Source organism: Asanoa hainanensis, assembly GCF_900188485.1.
Taxonomy (GTDB): Bacteria; Actinomycetota; Actinomycetes; order Mycobacteriales; family Micromonosporaceae; genus Asanoa; species Asanoa hainanensis.
Window position 1 is genome coordinate 55,857 of record NZ_FZPH01000012.1, and the last position, 16,450, is coordinate 72,306.

Here is a 16,450-nt window from a genome sequence, read left to right on the forward strand (position 1 = left end):
TAGTCAGCCGGCGAAGCGGGGGGCCGGCAGACCGCGGACGCCCGGGTCGAGCAGCAGCACCTGGCCGGCCAGCGGCGCCGGGTCGCCGCCGACGCGCGCCGAGGTCACCGCCAGCACGTCCAGGCCCGGGCCGACGAACGCGCAGCGGGTCGGCTTGGCCACCGGGACCGGCACGACGCGGTCGACGCTGCCGTCCGGGGCGTAGCGGACGATGCGGGAGCCACCGAACTTGCAGTTCCAGACGAAGCCCTCGGCGTCGACCGTCACCCCGTCGGGGAACCATGGGTGGTCCACATCGGACACGAAGGGCTGCGCCTCGCCGACGCCGCCGTTCGGGCTTACCAGATATTTCCGGATTTGTCGGATGGTGGAGTCGACGTGGTACATCGTCGTGCCGTCGGGGCTCCACGCCGGCCCGTTGGAGCAGGTGATGCCGCCGAACGCGCGGGTCAGCCCCAACGACGGGTCCAGGCGGTAGAACGAGCCGAGGGGCTCCTGCTCGTCCATGTGCATCGCGCCGACCCAGAACGCGCCCGACGGGTCGACCGCGCCGTCGTTGAGGCGGGTGCCGGCCGGGGTGTCGACCGTGCGCACGACCTCGACCGTGCCCGCGTCGACGTCGCAGAACGCGATCGTGTCCCGCAACGCCGCGACCAGCCCGCCGCCGACCCGCAACGCGACGCTGCCGACCAGGTCCGGCACCGGCAGCGTCAGCACCGGCCCGGACGGCCAGGCCTTGGCGTAGATCCGGCGTCCGAGGATGTCGACCCAGTAGAACCGCGAGCCGTCCCACAGCGCGCTCTCGCCGAGCTCGCAGGGGATGTCGTCGAACACGGTCACGTCAGTCATGAGCCTTCTCCCGGCCGTAGGCGAACAGGATCGCGAGGATGACCAGGCCGTAGATCATGAGGCGGCCGTACTCGGGGACGCGCTGCGCCTGGAGGAACGTCGTCACCGCCACCAGGGTCAACGAGCCGGCGATGACACCGAGATAGTGGCCGCGCCCGCCGAGGATGGAGACGCCGCCGACCACGACGGCGGCGATGGACTCGAAGAGGTACGGGTCGCCGAGGCCCAGCGACGGCTGCCCGCCGTAGGCGACGAGCGCGATGCCGGCCAGTGCCGCGAAGACGCCGCTGAGTGTGTAGAGGGCGACGGTCACGCCGCGTACGCCGACGCCGGACAGGAACGCGGCGCGGGGGTTGACGCCCACGGCGTACACCCGGCGCCCGAAGGTGGTCAGGGTGAGCAGCACGGTCATGAACAGGCCGACGCCCGCCCAGAGGAACAGCTGCGCCGGCAGCGCTCCGTCGAACAGGCCACGCAAGGGCTCCGGTGCGTACGAGCCGCACGACGCGCACGTCAATCCCTTGGAGAGGCCCAACGTCAGGCCCTGCATCACGCCGTTCATGCCGAGCGTCATGACGACGGCCGGCACCCCGAGCCAGGCGACGCCCAGCCCGTTGCCGAGCCCGACCAGCGCGCCCACCCCCAGCGCCAGCACGATCGCCAGCGGTGCCCGCGAGGTCTGCCCGAGGCTCGACGTGGTGAGGACGATGGCGGCTCCATTGAGGACCCAGGGGATCGACAGGTCGATGCCGCCGACGAGCACCACGAGCATCTGCCCGGCCGCGACGAAGCCGGTGAAGCTGGCGACGACGAGCATCACCCGCAGGCTCGACCAGGACGCGAAACCGGGGTGCAGGATCGCGCCGACGAGCAGGACGGCGACGGTGCCGCCGAGGGCGTACAGGACGCGTCGGGTGCTCATGCTTGCCTCCGGCGGCGGGCGGCGAGGGCGGCGACGGTGCCGAGCAGGACCGCCACGACGAGGAACAGGCCCTGGAACAGCGACTGGTAGAGCGGGTCGATGCCGGAGAAGAACAGGATGTCGATGACGAGCGTGAGCGCCACGGCACCGGCGACGGCGCCGAGCGCGCTGCCCCGCCCGCCGGCGAACGCGACGCCGCCGACGACGACCGACGCGATCGAGGTGAGGATGAACGGGTTGCCGGCGTTGGCGTCGCCGGAGGTCGTGGTCGACACGTAGAAGACGGCCGCCAGGGCGGAACAGAGGCCCGAGAGCGCGTACACCTTGAGCTTCACGGCCGCCGCCGGCACGCCGACCGCGCGGGCGCTGGCCTCGTCGCTGCCGATGGCGTACACCCGCATGCCGAATCTCGTGCGGCGCAGCACGAGCCAGCCGACGACCGCGAGCCCGAGCCAGATCAGGCCTGTCGGCGTCGCCGGGTTGGTCAGGACCAGCCGCACCTCCTGCGGGATCGAGCCGCCGGGCACCGGCATCACCCGCAGCGCGAGGCCGGTGAAGATGGACAGCGTGGCCAGCGTCGTGAGGATCGGGGCTATCCGCCCGTACGCGACGATGAGGCCGTTGAGCGCACCGCAGGCGGTGCCCAGCGCCAGCACCACGACGAGCCAGAAGACGGACGACGACACCGTCGTGGCGGTCACGGCGACGCAGACGCTGACCATGCCGCCGACCGACAGGTCGATGCCGCCGGTGAGCACGACGAGGCTCTGGCCGATCGCGACGAACACGAGCGGCAGGGTGGTGTTGAGGATCGACAGGTAGTCGAACGAGGTGGGGAACCGGCCCAGCCGCGAGGTGTAGACGACGAGGTAGGCGACCGCGGTCGCCGCCAGCACCAGGTAGCCGATGCTCACCCGGCGCAACGCTTCACGCATCGTGATTCTCCTTGATGGACGCCGCGACGATCCGTTCCGCGTCGCCGACGGGCCCGGCCAGCTCGGCCGCCACGCGGCCCTCGCGCAGCACCAGGACCCGGTGGCACAGGTGGGCGATCTCCTCGGTCTCGCTGGAGTAGTAGAGGATCGCCCGGCCCTGCGCGGCGAGCTTCCCGACCAGCTCGTAGATGTCGTGCTTGGTGGCCGCGTCGACGCCGCGGGTGACGTCGAACAGCAGCAGGATCCGTGCGTCGGTGAGCAGCCAGCGGGCCATCACGACCTTCTGCTGGTTGCCGCCCGAGAGCGTGTCGACGGCCCGGTTGGTCGACCGCCCTTTCCCGATGCTGAGCTGGTCCACGATGGACCCGACGGCTGTTCTTTCGGCTCCTCGTCGGACGAACCCGGCCGTGTTGCGGCGCGACAGGGTGGCCGCCGCGATGTTGTCGCGGATCGACAGCGGCAGGAAGAGGCCTTCGGCCTTGCGGTCCTCGGGCACGTAGGCGATGCCGGCCCTGATCGCGTCCTTCGTCGAGCGGATCGCGACCGCCTTGCCGTCGAGCGTGATCGTGCCCTGCCTGGCCTTCTGGGCACCGAACAGCGTCAGGAACAGGTCCCGCTGGCCCTGGCCCGCGAGGCCGCCGACACCGAGGATCTCGCCGCGCCGCAGGTCGAGGTCGACCCCGTGCAGACGTCCACTATGGAGGCCCTTGACGCGCAGCGCGCTCTCGCGCTGCGGCACGGTCGTGAGCTCCGGGTACGCACCGGCGAAGGACCGTCCGCTCATCAGCGTGACCGCCTCCGCCTCGGACAGCGTGTCCCGGGTCGCGACGTGGGTGCCGTTGCGGAACACGGTCACCCGGTCCGCGAGTGCCTCGATCTCGCGCCAGCGGTGCGAGGTGAAGATGACGCAGCTGCCCGCGTCCCGCAGCTGCCGCATGTGCCCGGCGAGCCACTCGACCTGCCGGTCGGCCAGCGCGGCGGTCGGCTCGTCGAGGATGACCACCCGGGGTTCGCCGGCCAGCACCCGCACGAGCTCGACCACCTGCCGCTGGGCGACCGACAGGTCGGCGGCCGTGGCCCGCGGGTCGATGTCGTCGACGCCGTACCGGCCGAGGATCTCCTCGGCGGCCGGCCCCAGGCCGCGCCTCTTGACCAGCCCGAGCCGACCCCTCGGCGGGTTCTCCAGCAGCAGGTTCTCCGCGACCGTGAGGTCGGGGAGCAGCGACAGCTCCTGGAACGCCGTCGCTACCCCCATCCGGCGTCGGGCGGCCGGTTCGACAACCCGGCTGACCTCGGTGCCGAAGATCTCGACGGTGCCCCGATCGGCCTTGATGAGCCCGCACAGGACCTTGATGAGGGTGCTCTTGCCGGCGCCGTTCTCTCCCGCGAGGGCGTGGATCTCGCCGGGACGCGCCGCGAACGACGCGTCCCGGAGCGCCTGGACCCCGCCGAAGGCGCGGTCGACGCCGGATGCCCGTACCGCCAGGGTCTGGGAGCCGGACTCCTGCTGCGCCGGCGCCATCGACGAGGTCTCGGTCATGGTGTGCCGAGGTTGACGTCGAGGGTCTTGCCCGGGCACGGGGTGCCGTCCGTCGCCGCCTCCTGGCAGAGGATGACGGTGGCGTTGGGTCCCGAGTCGGTGAAGTCGGCGAAGAAGCTGTCCGGCAGGTCGGGGAAGACCGTCTCGCCGGGCACCATGTTGTCCGACGTCGCCACCGGGAACGGGATCGTGATGCTCTCCTTGGGATGCTCGCCCTTGACCACGGCGCGGGCGAGCTCGAGCGAGATGACCGACAGGAACGGGGGCTGCCCGATCGACATGCCGTTCACCTTCGGCGTGAGCAGGCCCGCCATGAACTTGCGGAACCCGTTCTCGGCCTCGCCGCCGACGACCGGCATCGGGCGCTTGGCCGCGACGAACGCCTTGATGACGCCGTCGGTGCCGCCGGACACCCAGACGCCGTGGATCTCGGGCAGGTTGGGCAACTGGGCGCTCGTCGCGCGCTGAGCGGTGGCCGAGTCCCACATTCCCGTGTACGTGGAGACGACCTTGATGCCGGGGTTGGCGGCGAACACGTCCTTGGCGCCCTTGTTGCGGTCGTTGTCGGCGCCGGTGCCGGCCACGCCGGTCACCATGATCACGTTGCCCTGCCCGTTGAGCTCGTCGACGATGAACTGCGCGAGCTGCTGGCCGAATTTGATCTGGTCGGTGTTGACGGTCAGGCCGCACTTGTTGTCGACGATGTTGTCGAACGACACGACCACGATGCCGCGATCGCACGCCTGCTGCACCACGCCGTTGAGGCCGCTGGTCGAGGCGGCGTTGATGACGATCGCGTCGACGCCCTGCGAGATGAGGTTGGAGATCTGGCGCGACTGCGTCGAGACGTCGTTGCCGGCGTTGAAGACGCTGCACTCGACCTGGTCGACGTACGGCGGCATGGCACAGGCGGCCTTGTAGACGTTCTCCATCTCGACGCGCCACTGGTTGCCGATGAAGGAGTTGGAGAGGGCAATCTTGATCTTGCCGGCTTTCTTTCCGCTCGCGGCCGGGGTGGCGGCGTCGCCGCACGCGCCGATCGCCAGCAGCAGCGTCGCCGCGATGGCCGCTCGTCCTAAGGATCGAGGTAGATTCATGGTTGCTCCACCGGGTGAAGGCGCGACGGGTCCGACCCGCGGCGCTTGGCGTTCGGCCTGCGGCTGCAACCGCCGGCCAAATGTGGTGTGAGTGCCCGCACTGGCGTGTGGCTGGGCGGCCAGGGCCGCGTTCGTGGTCCTGGCCGTTCGGGCTTGTTCTTACTGTTTTTTGCTGGGCAGCGGGAACCGTTCGGTGTCCCGCAGCACCGCCGCCGCGGCGCCCAGGACGACCACTGTGTGTTCGTCCAACGCGCCGACGACGACCGGAGGCAGCACTTCCCCGGCGTGGATCGCCCGCCGGGCCATCGACTCGCGCAACGGAGCCAGCAGGAGCTCGCCCGCCGGAGCGAGGTTCCCGCCGAGGACGATCAGCTCCGGGTCGAGCAGGTTGTACATGTTGGCGGACGCGAGGCCGATGTGCCGGCCGGCGTCCGCGATCACCCGCCGGCAGCCCACGTCGCCCATCTCCGCCATCTTGATCACTTCGGCGATGGACAGGCGGTCGCGGTGGCTGCGCCACAGGTTCTGGGTGATCGAGTCGGCGTTGGCGAGGGTGTTGAGGCAGCCGCGGCCGCCGCACTGGCAGACCTCGCCGTTCTCGTCGATCGTGGTGTGGCCGAGCTCGCCGGCCGTGCCGTTGGCGCCCACGTAGAGGGCGCCGCCGAGGATGAACCCGACGCCGATGCCCGACGCCGTGTAGATGTAGGCGATGTCCCGCATGCCGCGGGCGACGCCCCAGGTGGTCTCGGCCAGCGCGGCGAAGTTGGCGTCGTTGCCGACCAGCAGCGGCAGGCGAAAGGCATCGGACGCCGTCGCGTACGGGTTGACGTTGACCCACGGCTTGAGCGTCGTCGCCCGGCCGTTGACACCGGTGTTGCGCTGGATCGGCCCGGGCATCGCGACGCCGACGCCGAGCACGCGGTCCTTGCCGAGCCCGAGCCGGTCGAGCATGTGCTCGACGAGCGTGCCCGCCGTCTTGAGCGTCGCGGCGGGCGGGGTGTGGTCGTCCATCGGCACCGCGTCGTGCGCGAGGAGCTGTTGGGCGGTGTCGCAGACGGCCGCTCGCACGACGCCGTTGGCGATCTCGATGCCCACGGCCACGCCGAGATCGCCTTTGAGCCCGACGAGCGTGGGCGGTCGCCCGGTGCCCACCCGCCGGTCGGCGTCGGACACCTCCATGATCGTGCCGTCGTCGAGCAGTTCCTCGATGACGCTCTTGACGGTGGAGCGCGACAGCCCGATCTCGGCCAGCGCGCGGCGGCTCTGCGCCCCACGTTCCCGCAACGCACGAACGACCCGGGCCCGATTGGCCGAGCGCTGTGCGGAGGGGACCGGAGACGACATCGCACCTCATTCCCTTGGTGTTCCCTTGGGGTGGGACGAGTATCAGCGCGGATGCCGATAGCAGTCAATACTCGGGCGCGCTTGGCGCGAATTCGCCGTCTCATTAGGACTGGTCTATTCAAAAGGGCGCCCAATTTGCCGGCTAGGTTGGCTATTTGCGCCTGGCAAGATCCATCGTGGTACAGGATGGGCGTGGGTTTTGCCTGCTGCGGGCCGAACTGGCCTCCAGAGAGCGTGATCCGGCTGGCGTTATTGCCTGGTGCGGTGGCACGAAAAAGGGCCGGCGCTGTGCCGGCCCTTTCGCTCAGGCTCAGAGGATGACGACCGACCGGAGTACGTCGCCCTGGTGCATCTTGTCGAACGCCGCCTCGACGTCGGCCAGGCCGATCTCCTCGCTGACGAACGCGTCGAGGTCCAGGCGGCCCTGGCGGTAGAGGTCGACCAGCAGGGGGAAGTCGCGGCTCGGCAGGCAGTCGCCGTACCAGCTCGACTTGAGCGCGCCGCCGCGGCCGAAGACGTCGATCAGCGGCAGGTCGGGGACCTTCATGTCGGGGGTCGGCACGCCGACGAGGACCACGGTGCCGGCCAGGTCGCGGGCGTAGAACGCCTGCTTCCACGTCTCGGGGCGGCCGACCGCCTCGACGACGACGTCGGCGCCGTCCGCACCCTCGTACACCTGGGCGCAGATGCTCTTGATCTCCGCGACCGGGTCGGTGGTGGAGGAGTCGATCGTGTGGGTAGCGCCGAGGGCTTTGGCCTTCGCCAGCTTCTTCGCGTCGATGTCGACGGCGATGATCGGGCTCGCACCGGCCAGCGCGGCACCGGTGATCGCGGCCGCGCCGACACCACCACAGCCGATGACCGCGATGCTCTTGCCCCGGGTGATCGCACCGGTGTTGATCGCGGCACCGATGCCGGCCATCACGCCGCACCCGAGCAGCCCGACCGCCGCGGGCCGCGCCTCGGGGTCGACCTTCGTGCACTGCCCCGCGGCCACCAGGGTCTTCTCGGCCAGCGAGCCGATGCCGAGGGCAGGCGTGAGCTCGGTGCCGTCCTCGAGCGTCATCTTCTGCTTGGCGTTGTGGGTGGCGAAGCAGTAGTGCAGGTCGCCGCGCTTGCAGGCCCGACACTGCCCGCACACGGCACGCCAGTTGAGCACCACGAAGTCACCGGGCGCGACCTCGGTGACGTCGTTGCCGACGGACTCGACGATGCCGGCCGACTCGTGGCCGAGCAGGAACGGGAAGTCGTCGTTGATCCCGCCCTCGCGATAGTGCAGATCGGTGTGGCAAACGCCGCACGACAACACCTTCACGACGGCCTCACCGGGCCCAGGATCCGGCACATTGATCGTGACGATCTCGACCGGAGCGCCCTTCTTGCGCGCCACCACACCCTGCACCTGCTGCATGTCGCTGCTCCTCGCCCGCTAGTCCACCCGGCCGCTTCATTGAACAGGAACCCCCGTGCCACGCGCGACAGCCGAGGGTCAGCTGTCGCCCGCGCGGCGAGCGCGAAACTCCGCGAGCCAGCCGCGCACCTGCTCGTCGTCGTGGAGGAACATGCCGGTGCGGTCCACCTGCAGGTCGATGCCGTGCAGCAGGTCGAGCGCCCACCGGACCGCCTCGTCGTCGGCGTCCCACTTCGCGGCCCACCGGTCGGCGTCGTCGCGGGACCGGCTGCCGTCCAGCACCCCGACGAACCAGGCCTCGACGGCGTCGCGGGTCGGTCGGACCCGGTCGAGGAGGGCGGGAACCCAATGCGGGCCGTAGCGCGCCTGGAGGTCGGGTCTGGTCCAGTCGCGACCGGTGACGACGCCTCGGCAGGCGGCGGCTCCGCACCGGCAGGGCATCGTGAAGGCCGGGTCGCCGGTGCTCGTGGCGTAGTCGTTGGTCAGCTCCGTGCCGGCCGCGATGCGGCGGCGGGCGACCAGGGTGTACGGAGCGCCCCACCACAGGTTCGGGTCACAGCTGTGGTTTCCCTTGCCGTTGAGCTGTCCGGCCGGGAGCACGAGGTGCACGTCGTCGGCCACGGTGATGGTGTCGACGTAGTCGTGAGCGGCGTCCAGGAGCCACCGGAGTTCCTCCCCACTGACGAGGCGCCCTCCGATGCGGGAGACCACGGTGCCCGCCGGCAACGGCTCGCGGGCGAAGAGCCCTTGGCCGGCGAGGGAATCCGCGCGCACCTCGACCGCCGGGTGCAACCAGCAGTCGGGTTCGGGCGCGGGCCACGTCATCAGGACTCCAGGTCGGGGATCTGAGAGGCGCGGTCTTCCGGTCGGGCCGGTTCCATCGCGATCGCCCCGTGGGCGTCGACGAACGGAGGGCGGTGGCGGTACGTGAGCTCGGCGGGCGGCACGACCTCGGGCAGGTCGGCGCGCGGCTTGGGGGCTTCGCCGAGGCGCACCAGCCCTGGGCTGACCAGCGTCGCGTAGGGGCCGCCGTACCAGCTCAGCCACATGGGCACCGGCGGCAGGCCTTGCCAGTCGGTCCCGCGCAGGAAGTACTCGCCACTCTGCATCGAGTCGGTCTGCCACGGGCGGTTGCGGGACACGGTGTAGCCCGGCTCGTCCTGAGCCGCCGCGAAGAAGGCGCCGAACCGCTCCGCGCCGGTGGTGAACAGGTCGACGACGCCCTCCCGCCACCGATCGTCGGCCCGGACGAGGCCGCCGTCGAACGTCAGCGTGATGCGACCGACCGGGAACGCGCCGTCGCCGGGACCGTAAGCCCAGCCGCCGAAGCAGGGCCGCGTCGACCGCCAGAACACCTTCGGGCCGTGGACGGCTCGCGTGAACTGCCCCCGCTCGAACCGATGCGGCAGTGGTTCCCACTCGCCGTAGCGCGTCGGCAGCGCCTCCGGACAGAAACGCGCGAGGAGGTCGACGAGCCCGCCCGCGGTCTGAGCCCAACGGCTGGGAGCGACGAACCAGTCGAGCGTCAGCATCGAGGTCTCCCGCTCGCCGGCGGGAACCGTCGCCTTGCGCACGCCACGCGGCCAGATCAGCCCATCCTGACGCGGGTCGAACGCGGCGCCATCGGTCTGCTCCGCGAGGTGCCGCGCGAGGCTCCGCAGCTGGGCGATCGCCGCTTTCGGCGCCGTAGCGGCGGTCGAGACCTGAACCATCCACCGCGGTGCGAGACAAGCGGCGGCAAGCGCCTCTTCGAAGTCGTCGGCCTCGGCCGGATCCGGACCCCACACCTCAAGCTGCGCGCGGCCAGACTCGAGGACGAGGTGGTCCGGCTCGCGGGTCACCACCCAGGACCGCGCGGCGGCCCAGGACTCCACCAGTTCGACCGTCAACGCCCGATGCGCAGCGATCGTGATGTCGTAGCTCACGGGGCACAGGCTAGATCGCTACAGCCTGGCCACGGCGCCCCGAAGGACCCTGGTGCGACGTCCAGCGACTGATTCAGGAGCTCACCGATGCATCCCGATGTGCGCCGTGTGGTGCTCGTCCGCACGCTGCGCGGGTTTGCCGACGGGTTCGTCAGCGTCCTGCTCGCCCGCCATCTCGTGGAGGTCGGATTCACACCGCTGCAAATCGGCCTCATCGTCACGGGGACCCTGGTCGGCTCGGCCACGCTGACGCTCCTGGTCGGTCTCACCGGCGTGCGGCTGGGTTTCCGTGCCCTCCTGCTGGGCGCCAGCGCGCTCATGGTCGCGACGGGACTGGGCTTCTTCGCGATCACCGCGTTCGTCCCGCTCCTAGTGATCGCCTTCGTCGGCACCCTCAACCCGTCAGCTGGCGACGTCAGCGTATTCCTCCCCACCGAGCAGGCCTTCCTTGCCGACCACGCGGCCGGCGGGGCCCGCACCCGTATCTACGCCTTCTACAACGTCGGTGGGAACCTCGCCGGCGCACTCGGCGCGCTGGCATCCGGTGCCATCACCGGCCGGATCGGCTTCCTGCTCTACGTCGCCGTCGCCGCGATCATCGCGCTCGTTTACCGAGGCCTGCCACCCGACGAGCCGCCGCCGCCCACCCCCACCAAGCCCCTCGAACACTCACGGACCGTCGTCCTGCACCTCGCCGCGTTGTTCAGCCTCGACTCCGCCGGCGGCGGCCTGGTCGTGCAGTCGCTGCTCGTCGTGTGGCTCTACCTCAGATTCGACCTGTCGACCGCGTCAACCGCCACCGTGTTCTTCTGCGCCGGCACCCTGGCCGCCTTCTCACAGCTCCTGGCACCCCGCCTCGCCAGCCGCATCGGGCTGGTCCGCACCATGGTCTTCACCCACCTGCCGGCCAACGTCTTCCTCATCCTGGCCGCCCTCGTACCCCACCCTGCGCTTGCCATCGGGTTCCTGCTGCTGCGATCGCTGCTGTCTCAAATGGACGTACCCGCTCGCCAAGCACTAGTCATGGCCGCCGTACTCCCCGCGGAGCGGGCCGCCGCGGCGAGCGTCACCAACGTGCCCCGCAGCCTGGCCGCCGCCGCGACACCGGCCCTCGCCGGCTGGTTGCTCGCCAGCGGGTACCTCGCCGCACCACTGGTGCTCGCCGGATCGGCCAAAGCGGGCTACGACCTGCTCCTACTGTGGCGCTTCCGATCGACCGTCCTCGACCACGATCGAACGACCTGACCTGGTCCTACAGACGCGTTGCCACACCGAACGCCACCATCGGATGAGCATGTGCAGATCGTGCTGCGGTTCTCTGAGGTCGGCCGAGCTGCTCGATGTCTTTCGCCCACCGACGAATCAGCGCCGTCGCGCGGTGGCTAGCAGTGCGGCGAGCCAGTTGAGCAGGTAAGCGACGGCTAGGACCAGGAGGACGGCTCCGCTTCAGCCATCAAGCCAGGCGGGCTGGGGAACCGGGGTTACCAGGCCATCCGGCGACGGCCCAGCCTCCACGCACACTCAGCTGGCCGGATTCTTTCCTTCCCCGCTTGATCACGATGTCATGGTGACCTACGACCGCCATCCGGTCGGAACGCGACCACGGCGTCGTCGTAGACGGCGCCACGAGGCCAGCGTTCGCTGCCGCATGGCGCGTTGCGCATGTAGTTGGTGAGCGCGACCACGAGCCAGCCGGACGATCGGTGCACTCACCGGTCGGCGTGTCCTACAGGGTTGCGCACCTAGGCCAACGGACCTCGGCAGCAGCCGACGCCGAGATTCGAACCACCGTCTTCCAAAATGACGGTGCGGGTTCGATTCCCGTCGCCCCCTCTCCGCGTTTTGCCAGGTCAGGCCTGTTGCTCGCGGTTCGTGGTTGAACTCGCTCTAAGACTTTTCGATCTTGCGTGCCATTGGCGTGCCAGTAGAGCCGGCCTTGCGCCGTTGGCGCCTGATCCTCTTGTCCATGGCGTCCGCGATCTCGCGGTCGCCTTCGGTGGCCGTGTGTTGGTAGCCGAGTGCGACCCGCATGCTTGACTAGCCGAGGCGGGTCATCAGTTCCTTGGCGCTGGCGCCGGCCGCCGCCGCGAGGGTGTTGCCGGTACGGCGGAGATCGTGGAAGTGGAGGTCGCCGCCCGGGCTAGCCGCACGCGTCGACTCGGCCCAGCGGGTCGCACGCCGGAAGTTGCCGGACCGGAGCAGCGCACCTCTGTCACCGGTGAAGATCAACGCTTCCGGGTCGTCGAGGACGTATCCCGCGCGAAATGATCTCTGAGCGCGTCGACAGCGGCTCCCGGTAGGGCGACCGAGCGGACGCCCCCGATGGTGTTCGGTGGACCGAACTCCAAGATTGGTCCAGTAAGGACATTTGGACCAAGTCTACGGCGAAGTCACGACCCATTTCGGTGTCGACTAGGTCAACGTGCCGCGTCGACATGACCAAGTACCCCATACCTACTGGCCAGACCGTTGCCAGTCGTCGGACTCTGGCGGCGTGTCCGCCGGTCGCGAGCGAGATCATCTCCCAGATTTCTCCCCAACGAACGCGACCCTGCCCTCGGTAGTCGCCCTGGCTGTACGGCCGACAGGTGCCTCACATCGGGCCGAAACCTACCGTGGTGCCCAGACAGTTCATACTTCATTGACAAGTATCGGTCAAAAGACTGTACAAGGGTCAGCCCTCACGACATCGTCCGACGCGCACGGGCTGGCGGCTTCGTCTTGGCCGAGGCCCGCCGACGCCGACGGTCAATGAGGAAGCGTATGGCCCAGAAGATAAACTTTACGGGCGGCTGGCTAAAGGCTCTGTTATTGTCTCCCGTTGTCCTGCTCTTTGCCTCAGCCGTACGACTTCTGATCATATCGAATTACGACGTGGCAACCGCAACGACGATCGCGTCCTCAGGCGGTTTCGTAAATACTCTTCTGGGCACGACCATCCCACTCCTGCCGCCCTTCCTGCCCGCGTTGACCATACTCCTGACTATCGTGCGGAAATATGCGTTCGCGGCGCTTGCGGCGGGCGCAACGGTCGTTGTATCTCCAGCGTACGCGAAATTGACGGACGCTTGGGACACGACTTGGGAATCTGCAAATGATGTCCCAGCCTTACTGCAAGGCCAGGAGTGGCACACTATCTGGGTTGACTACCGGTGGGCGACGATTGCGGGCGGAGCGAGCTTGGTGCTGGCCTTCTGGGACCCACCAACTCGGCCAATCGGGCCCTTTAATGAGTGGGTGAAGGACACCAAGAAGAGGCCTGACAAGTTCTTCAAGTTCATACTGTTATGGGGACCTCTAAGGTTGATCGTAGTCGTCGCGATCGTTGTGGGTGCTACCTGCGTATGCATGCTTGCACAGAGCCTTTACAACATTCCGCGGGGCTCCGACACTGCCGCACAGATTGTGCGGCGCCCGTGGATGCCGCTGGAAAAAGTTGAAGTGGGGATGGACCCTCCTCGGATTGGCTACACAATTGCAACAAAGGATGGCTGGCACACCTTCCTGAGAGAGAAGGACCGGACCATCGAAATCCTCAAGGCTAATAAGGTTAGGTCAAGGACAATCTGCGTGCTGCCGACGCCAGGCGGTGGCGGACAGCCTTATCCAGCCAACACCAGGCGATATCCGCTACTCGGCATTGCTGGAGTGAGGTATGTGGACCGTCCATCGTGCCTCGCTTGATCCTAATCTGGCGTACAGGCCGAGGCGTCCGTCACCGTCCTGGCGTCCGCGCTGGTCACCATGGTTGAGCTGCAGTTTCGTACGACAGTGCTGGTCGACGTTGGTCGAAGTCGGGTGGCGTTTGACGGCCCAAATGACGGCCCGGGCTAGCACGGACGGCCCACGGGAGGTCGTATACATCGGCCTGCCGACGGGCCTTTGACCTTCGCGCTGGAGGCGGTTGTGGGGCTCGGTGGGCCATCCCGTCGCGCAGGCTCCCCCGCTAGTTGGGCTGCGGCTCCTGCGGGTGGCCGAGCTGCGCGATGTCTCTGCCCACTGACGAATCAGTGCCGTTGCCGCTGAGCGGGCCGTTAGCCGGCGCTGATGTGGCTGGTCGCTGCCCTGGTAATTCTCGCCAGGTGGGGTGCGAGCGGGGTGGGCGACGACCAACCAGCGGCCGGACACCGTTCGGCAAGGCCACGTCGCGGGGTGGCGAGCCAGTTGAGCAGGTAGCCGACAGCCAGCACAACGAGGATGGCCACCACGATGATCTCGAACGGCCCCTGAGCCCCGCTCCAGCCATCAAGCCAGGCGGGCTGAGGGGAACCGGGGACACAAGGCCAGCCGGCGACGGCCGAGCCGCCACACACTCAGCTGACCAGATTCGGTCCTTCCCCGCTTGATCACGACGTCATGATGAACCACGACAGCCAACCGATCGAACCGATGCGGCAGCAACGAGCGATGGCGGTTGAATGATCGCGTGGCAGAGCAGAGCTGGGAGTTCAAGCGGGCGACCGCCTCGTCGGAGGTTGGTCCTCGAGAGCCATGACATGTTCTGGTCCGACTGCCGCTTTCAGTCAGGCCCCCGGCTGGCCCGAAATCAGACCCCTCTTCGAAAGATCATGCGACGCGTGGCGGAGCGACGACAGCGACGCCGCGATCGAGGACTTCCTGCTGCGGATCAGCGGCGACACGGCCCGATTTCGTTGGTGATCAGCCCCGCGTCGACCGGAGGGTGTCCACGACCCCGCGGCGGGTGGCCAGTAGCGCCGGGACAGCGGTCAAGGCGGCGATCGCCAGCAGCACCCCGAACGCGGTGGCGAGCAGCCACGAGCCGGGTGGTCGCTGGACCTCGTCGCGGCTGATCAAGGTAAGGAGGGCGATGCCAGCCGGGATTCCCGCGGCGACGCCCGGCACCGCGGGCAGCAGTTGTGCCACCGCCAGGCCCACGCCCGCCTGGGCGGGCGTGGCACCCAGCGTTCGCGCGACCGCCAGCGGCTGGCGGGCGTCCAGGACCGCGGTCCAGGTGCTCACGACGGCGTTGAGCAGGGCCAGGGCGACCAGCACGACCATGACCACGAGCAGCGCCTGGTCCTGTCGTTCGCCGCGCGGGTTGGCGAGGTCCGTGTAGCCCAGATCGAAGTCCGGCTGCGCCCGGATGTTGAGCATCAGAGTTCCGACGATCGCCGTCGTGGTGATCAAGGTGTTGACCGTGACCAGGCGGGCCCGGCGCGGTCGGCGGGCGTTGATCCGCACTCCGATCAGCAGGGCCGTCGGTAACCGCCGAGACAGCCAAATGCGCCACCGCCGGCGGCGGGGTGGGGTCGCGGCGTCCGCCAGCGCGTGGACCGTGCTGGTGGTCGCGGCCCGCACCACCGGCACCACGGTCGCCGCGACGGCGATGGCCAACGCGAAGGCCGTCACCGCCAGCACGGTGCGCGCCGCGGGTGGCGCGGCGGTGATCGAGCCGATCAGGCCCGCGCTCGGGCGGATCAGCACCGGTGTGGCGAACCAGCTCGCGGCCAGGCCGGTGGTGGCGGCGGCCAACCCGATCACCAGGTACTCGGCCAGGTGGACGGCGGCGATCATCGCCGGCCCGGCTCCGGCGGCCTTGAGCAGGCCCACCCTGCGGCGTTGGCCGATGATCCGGCCCGCGACGATGGTCGCTACGCCCGCCAGGGCCAGGCCGCTGAGCAGCCAGCTTCCGACGAGCAACGTCGTCTGCGCGTCCCCGTACAGGCGGCTGTTGAGGTCGTCGATCGCCCGCCACGTGGTGAGTTGGTCTCCGACCCGGTACGCGGCGAGGGCGTTCGGGTCGGTGAGTTTCAGATTCAGGGTGTACGACAGCGGCTGGCCGCCGGCCAATGCGGCGATGTCGCGCTGGTCGACCCAGACCAGGCCCCCGCGTTCGACCAGGATGCTGCCCGGGTAGTGCCATCCCGCGTACGGGTACGTCGCCCGCGCGGCCGTGACTGCCGTCCCGGACACCCGCAGCGGATGGCCGTCGACGCTGACCGTGTCTCCCACACCGATGCCGAGGCCGTCGGCGAAGGCGCGTTCGACGACCACGCCGCCGGGGCGTACCCACGTGCCGGCGGTCACCGCCGGCTGGTCCACCGACACCGGTGCGGCGGACCGGCCCTCGACGACCACGTGCGCCGTCGTCTCCCCGGCGGTCATCGTCAGGTAGGCGATGGGAAACGGTCCACTGTGGTCAGCGACACCGGGCGCCGACACCCGCGATGCCAGCTCGTCCAATGCTGCCTGGCCCGTCGAACGGGGCTTGAGGATCACGTCCGGGCCCGCGGTGGCTGCCCGGGTCTGCGCGAACGGCCGGGCGGCGACGTCGTGCAGCGTGAGACCGACGGTCAGCGTGGCGGTCGCGGCGCTGACGGCGACCAGCAGCAGGACGGTCTCGGCCCGGCGGCGGCGCAGGTCCCGGACCAGCAGCCGGCAGACCAGCAGGAGGCGACCGGCCACG

Annotated in this window: 13 protein-coding genes; 2 read left to right on the forward strand and 11 right to left on the reverse strand. The window is 69.3% G+C overall.

Annotation, left to right across the window (positions count from 1 at the left end; genetic code table 11):
* Positions 1-3: 3 nt before the first annotated feature.
* The 9 genes from CHC05_RS26250 to CHC05_RS26290 all read right to left on the reverse strand — a co-directional run bounded on the left by CHC05_RS26250 (position 4) and on the right by CHC05_RS26290 (position 10,023).
* Positions 4-849 carry an SMP-30/gluconolactonase/LRE family protein gene (locus CHC05_RS26250; RefSeq protein ID WP_089253242.1) on the reverse strand — a complete coding sequence of 282 codons (846 nt, stop codon included), beginning with the start codon at positions 847-849 and terminating at the stop codon, positions 4-6.
* Positions 842-1,771: an ABC transporter permease gene (locus CHC05_RS26255; protein ID WP_089253243.1), complete on the reverse strand. Its 930-nt coding sequence runs from the start codon at positions 1,769-1,771 to the stop codon at positions 842-844. Before CHC05_RS26255 ends, CHC05_RS26250 begins: the two co-directional genes overlap by 8 nt.
* Positions 1,768-2,706 carry an ABC transporter permease gene (locus CHC05_RS26260; RefSeq protein WP_089253244.1) on the reverse strand — a complete coding sequence of 313 codons (939 nt, stop codon included), beginning with the start codon at positions 2,704-2,706 and terminating at the stop codon, positions 1,768-1,770. The genes CHC05_RS26255 and CHC05_RS26260 overlap by 4 nt, the downstream gene beginning before the upstream one ends.
* On the reverse strand, positions 2,699-4,246 hold the full coding sequence (locus tag CHC05_RS26265) for a sugar ABC transporter ATP-binding protein (protein ID WP_218824689.1): 1,548 nt from the start codon (positions 4,244-4,246) through the stop codon (positions 2,699-2,701). Before CHC05_RS26265 ends, CHC05_RS26260 begins: the two co-directional genes overlap by 8 nt.
* The gene (locus tag CHC05_RS26270; protein WP_089253245.1) at positions 4,243-5,343 is read right to left on the reverse strand and encodes a sugar ABC transporter substrate-binding protein; all 1,101 of its coding nucleotides are present in this window, start codon (positions 5,341-5,343) and stop codon (positions 4,243-4,245) included. Before CHC05_RS26270 ends, CHC05_RS26265 begins: the two co-directional genes overlap by 4 nt.
* Positions 5,344-5,502: 159 nt before the next feature.
* Positions 5,503-6,687 carry an ROK family transcriptional regulator gene (locus CHC05_RS26275; RefSeq protein ID WP_089253246.1) on the reverse strand — a complete coding sequence of 395 codons (1,185 nt, stop codon included), beginning with the start codon at positions 6,685-6,687 and terminating at the stop codon, positions 5,503-5,505.
* A gap of 310 nt (positions 6,688-6,997) precedes the next feature.
* Complete coding sequence (locus CHC05_RS26280; protein ID WP_089253247.1) at positions 6,998-8,098, reverse strand: S-(hydroxymethyl)mycothiol dehydrogenase; 1,101 nt, start codon at positions 8,096-8,098, stop codon at positions 6,998-7,000.
* A 78-nt stretch (positions 8,099-8,176) separates the two neighbouring features.
* Positions 8,177-8,923 carry an SET domain-containing protein gene (locus CHC05_RS26285; protein ID WP_089253248.1) on the reverse strand — a complete coding sequence of 249 codons (747 nt, stop codon included), beginning with the start codon at positions 8,921-8,923 and terminating at the stop codon, positions 8,177-8,179.
* Complete coding sequence (locus tag CHC05_RS26290) at positions 8,923-10,023, reverse strand: hypothetical protein (protein ID WP_089253249.1); 1,101 nt, start codon at positions 10,021-10,023, stop codon at positions 8,923-8,925. Before CHC05_RS26290 ends, CHC05_RS26285 begins: the two co-directional genes overlap by 1 nt.
* Before the next feature lie 87 nt (positions 10,024-10,110).
* On the opposite strand from CHC05_RS26290, the gene CHC05_RS26295 reads away from it, so the two are divergent.
* Positions 10,111-11,268 (forward strand): MFS transporter, encoded by a 1,158-nt coding sequence (locus tag CHC05_RS26295; protein ID WP_089253250.1) that lies wholly within the window; start codon positions 10,111-10,113, stop codon positions 11,266-11,268.
* A gap of 792 nt (positions 11,269-12,060) precedes the next feature.
* Here CHC05_RS26295 and CHC05_RS41660 read toward each other — a convergent pair.
* Positions 12,061-12,252 carry a hypothetical protein gene (locus tag CHC05_RS41660; RefSeq protein WP_089253251.1) on the reverse strand — a complete coding sequence of 64 codons (192 nt, stop codon included), beginning with the start codon at positions 12,250-12,252 and terminating at the stop codon, positions 12,061-12,063.
* 534 nt (positions 12,253-12,786) lie between these two features.
* On the opposite strand from CHC05_RS41660, the gene CHC05_RS40910 reads away from it, so the two are divergent.
* Positions 12,787-13,707 (forward strand): hypothetical protein, encoded by a 921-nt coding sequence (locus CHC05_RS40910; protein ID WP_144022779.1) that lies wholly within the window; start codon positions 12,787-12,789, stop codon positions 13,705-13,707.
* 975 nt (positions 13,708-14,682) lie between these two features.
* On the opposite strand, the gene CHC05_RS26305 is transcribed toward CHC05_RS40910, so the two are convergent.
* Complete coding sequence (locus CHC05_RS26305; RefSeq protein ID WP_089253252.1) at positions 14,683-16,449, reverse strand: FtsX-like permease family protein; 1,767 nt, start codon at positions 16,447-16,449, stop codon at positions 14,683-14,685.
* Position 16,450 lies beyond the last annotated feature (1 nt).

Excerpts from the sequence above, each read along its gene's own strand:
- CHC05_RS26250 (WP_089253242.1), bottom strand. The coding sequence starts at position 849 with ATGACTGACGTGACCGTGTTCGACGACATCCCCTGCGAGCTCGGCGAG.
- CHC05_RS26255 (WP_089253243.1), bottom strand. The coding sequence starts at position 1,771 with ATGAGCACCCGACGCGTCCTGTACGCCCTCGGCGGCACCGTCGCCGTC.
- CHC05_RS26260 (WP_089253244.1), bottom strand. The coding sequence starts at position 2,706 with ATGCGTGAAGCGTTGCGCCGGGTGAGCATCGGCTACCTGGTGCTGGCG.
- CHC05_RS26265 (WP_218824689.1), bottom strand. The coding sequence starts at position 4,246 with ATGACCGAGACCTCGTCGATGGCGCCGGCGCAGCAGGAGTCCGGCTCC.
- CHC05_RS26270 (WP_089253245.1), bottom strand. The coding sequence starts at position 5,343 with ATGAATCTACCTCGATCCTTAGGACGAGCGGCCATCGCGGCGACGCTG.
- CHC05_RS26275 (WP_089253246.1), bottom strand. The coding sequence starts at position 6,687 with ATGTCGTCTCCGGTCCCCTCCGCACAGCGCTCGGCCAATCGGGCCCGG.
- CHC05_RS26280 (WP_089253247.1), bottom strand. The coding sequence starts at position 8,098 with ATGCAGCAGGTGCAGGGTGTGGTGGCGCGCAAGAAGGGCGCTCCGGTC.
- CHC05_RS26285 (WP_089253248.1), bottom strand. The coding sequence starts at position 8,923 with ATGACGTGGCCCGCGCCCGAACCCGACTGCTGGTTGCACCCGGCGGTC.
- CHC05_RS26295 (WP_089253250.1), top strand. The coding sequence starts at position 10,111 with ATGCATCCCGATGTGCGCCGTGTGGTGCTCGTCCGCACGCTGCGCGGG.
- CHC05_RS40910 (WP_144022779.1), top strand. The coding sequence starts at position 12,787 with ATGGCCCAGAAGATAAACTTTACGGGCGGCTGGCTAAAGGCTCTGTTA.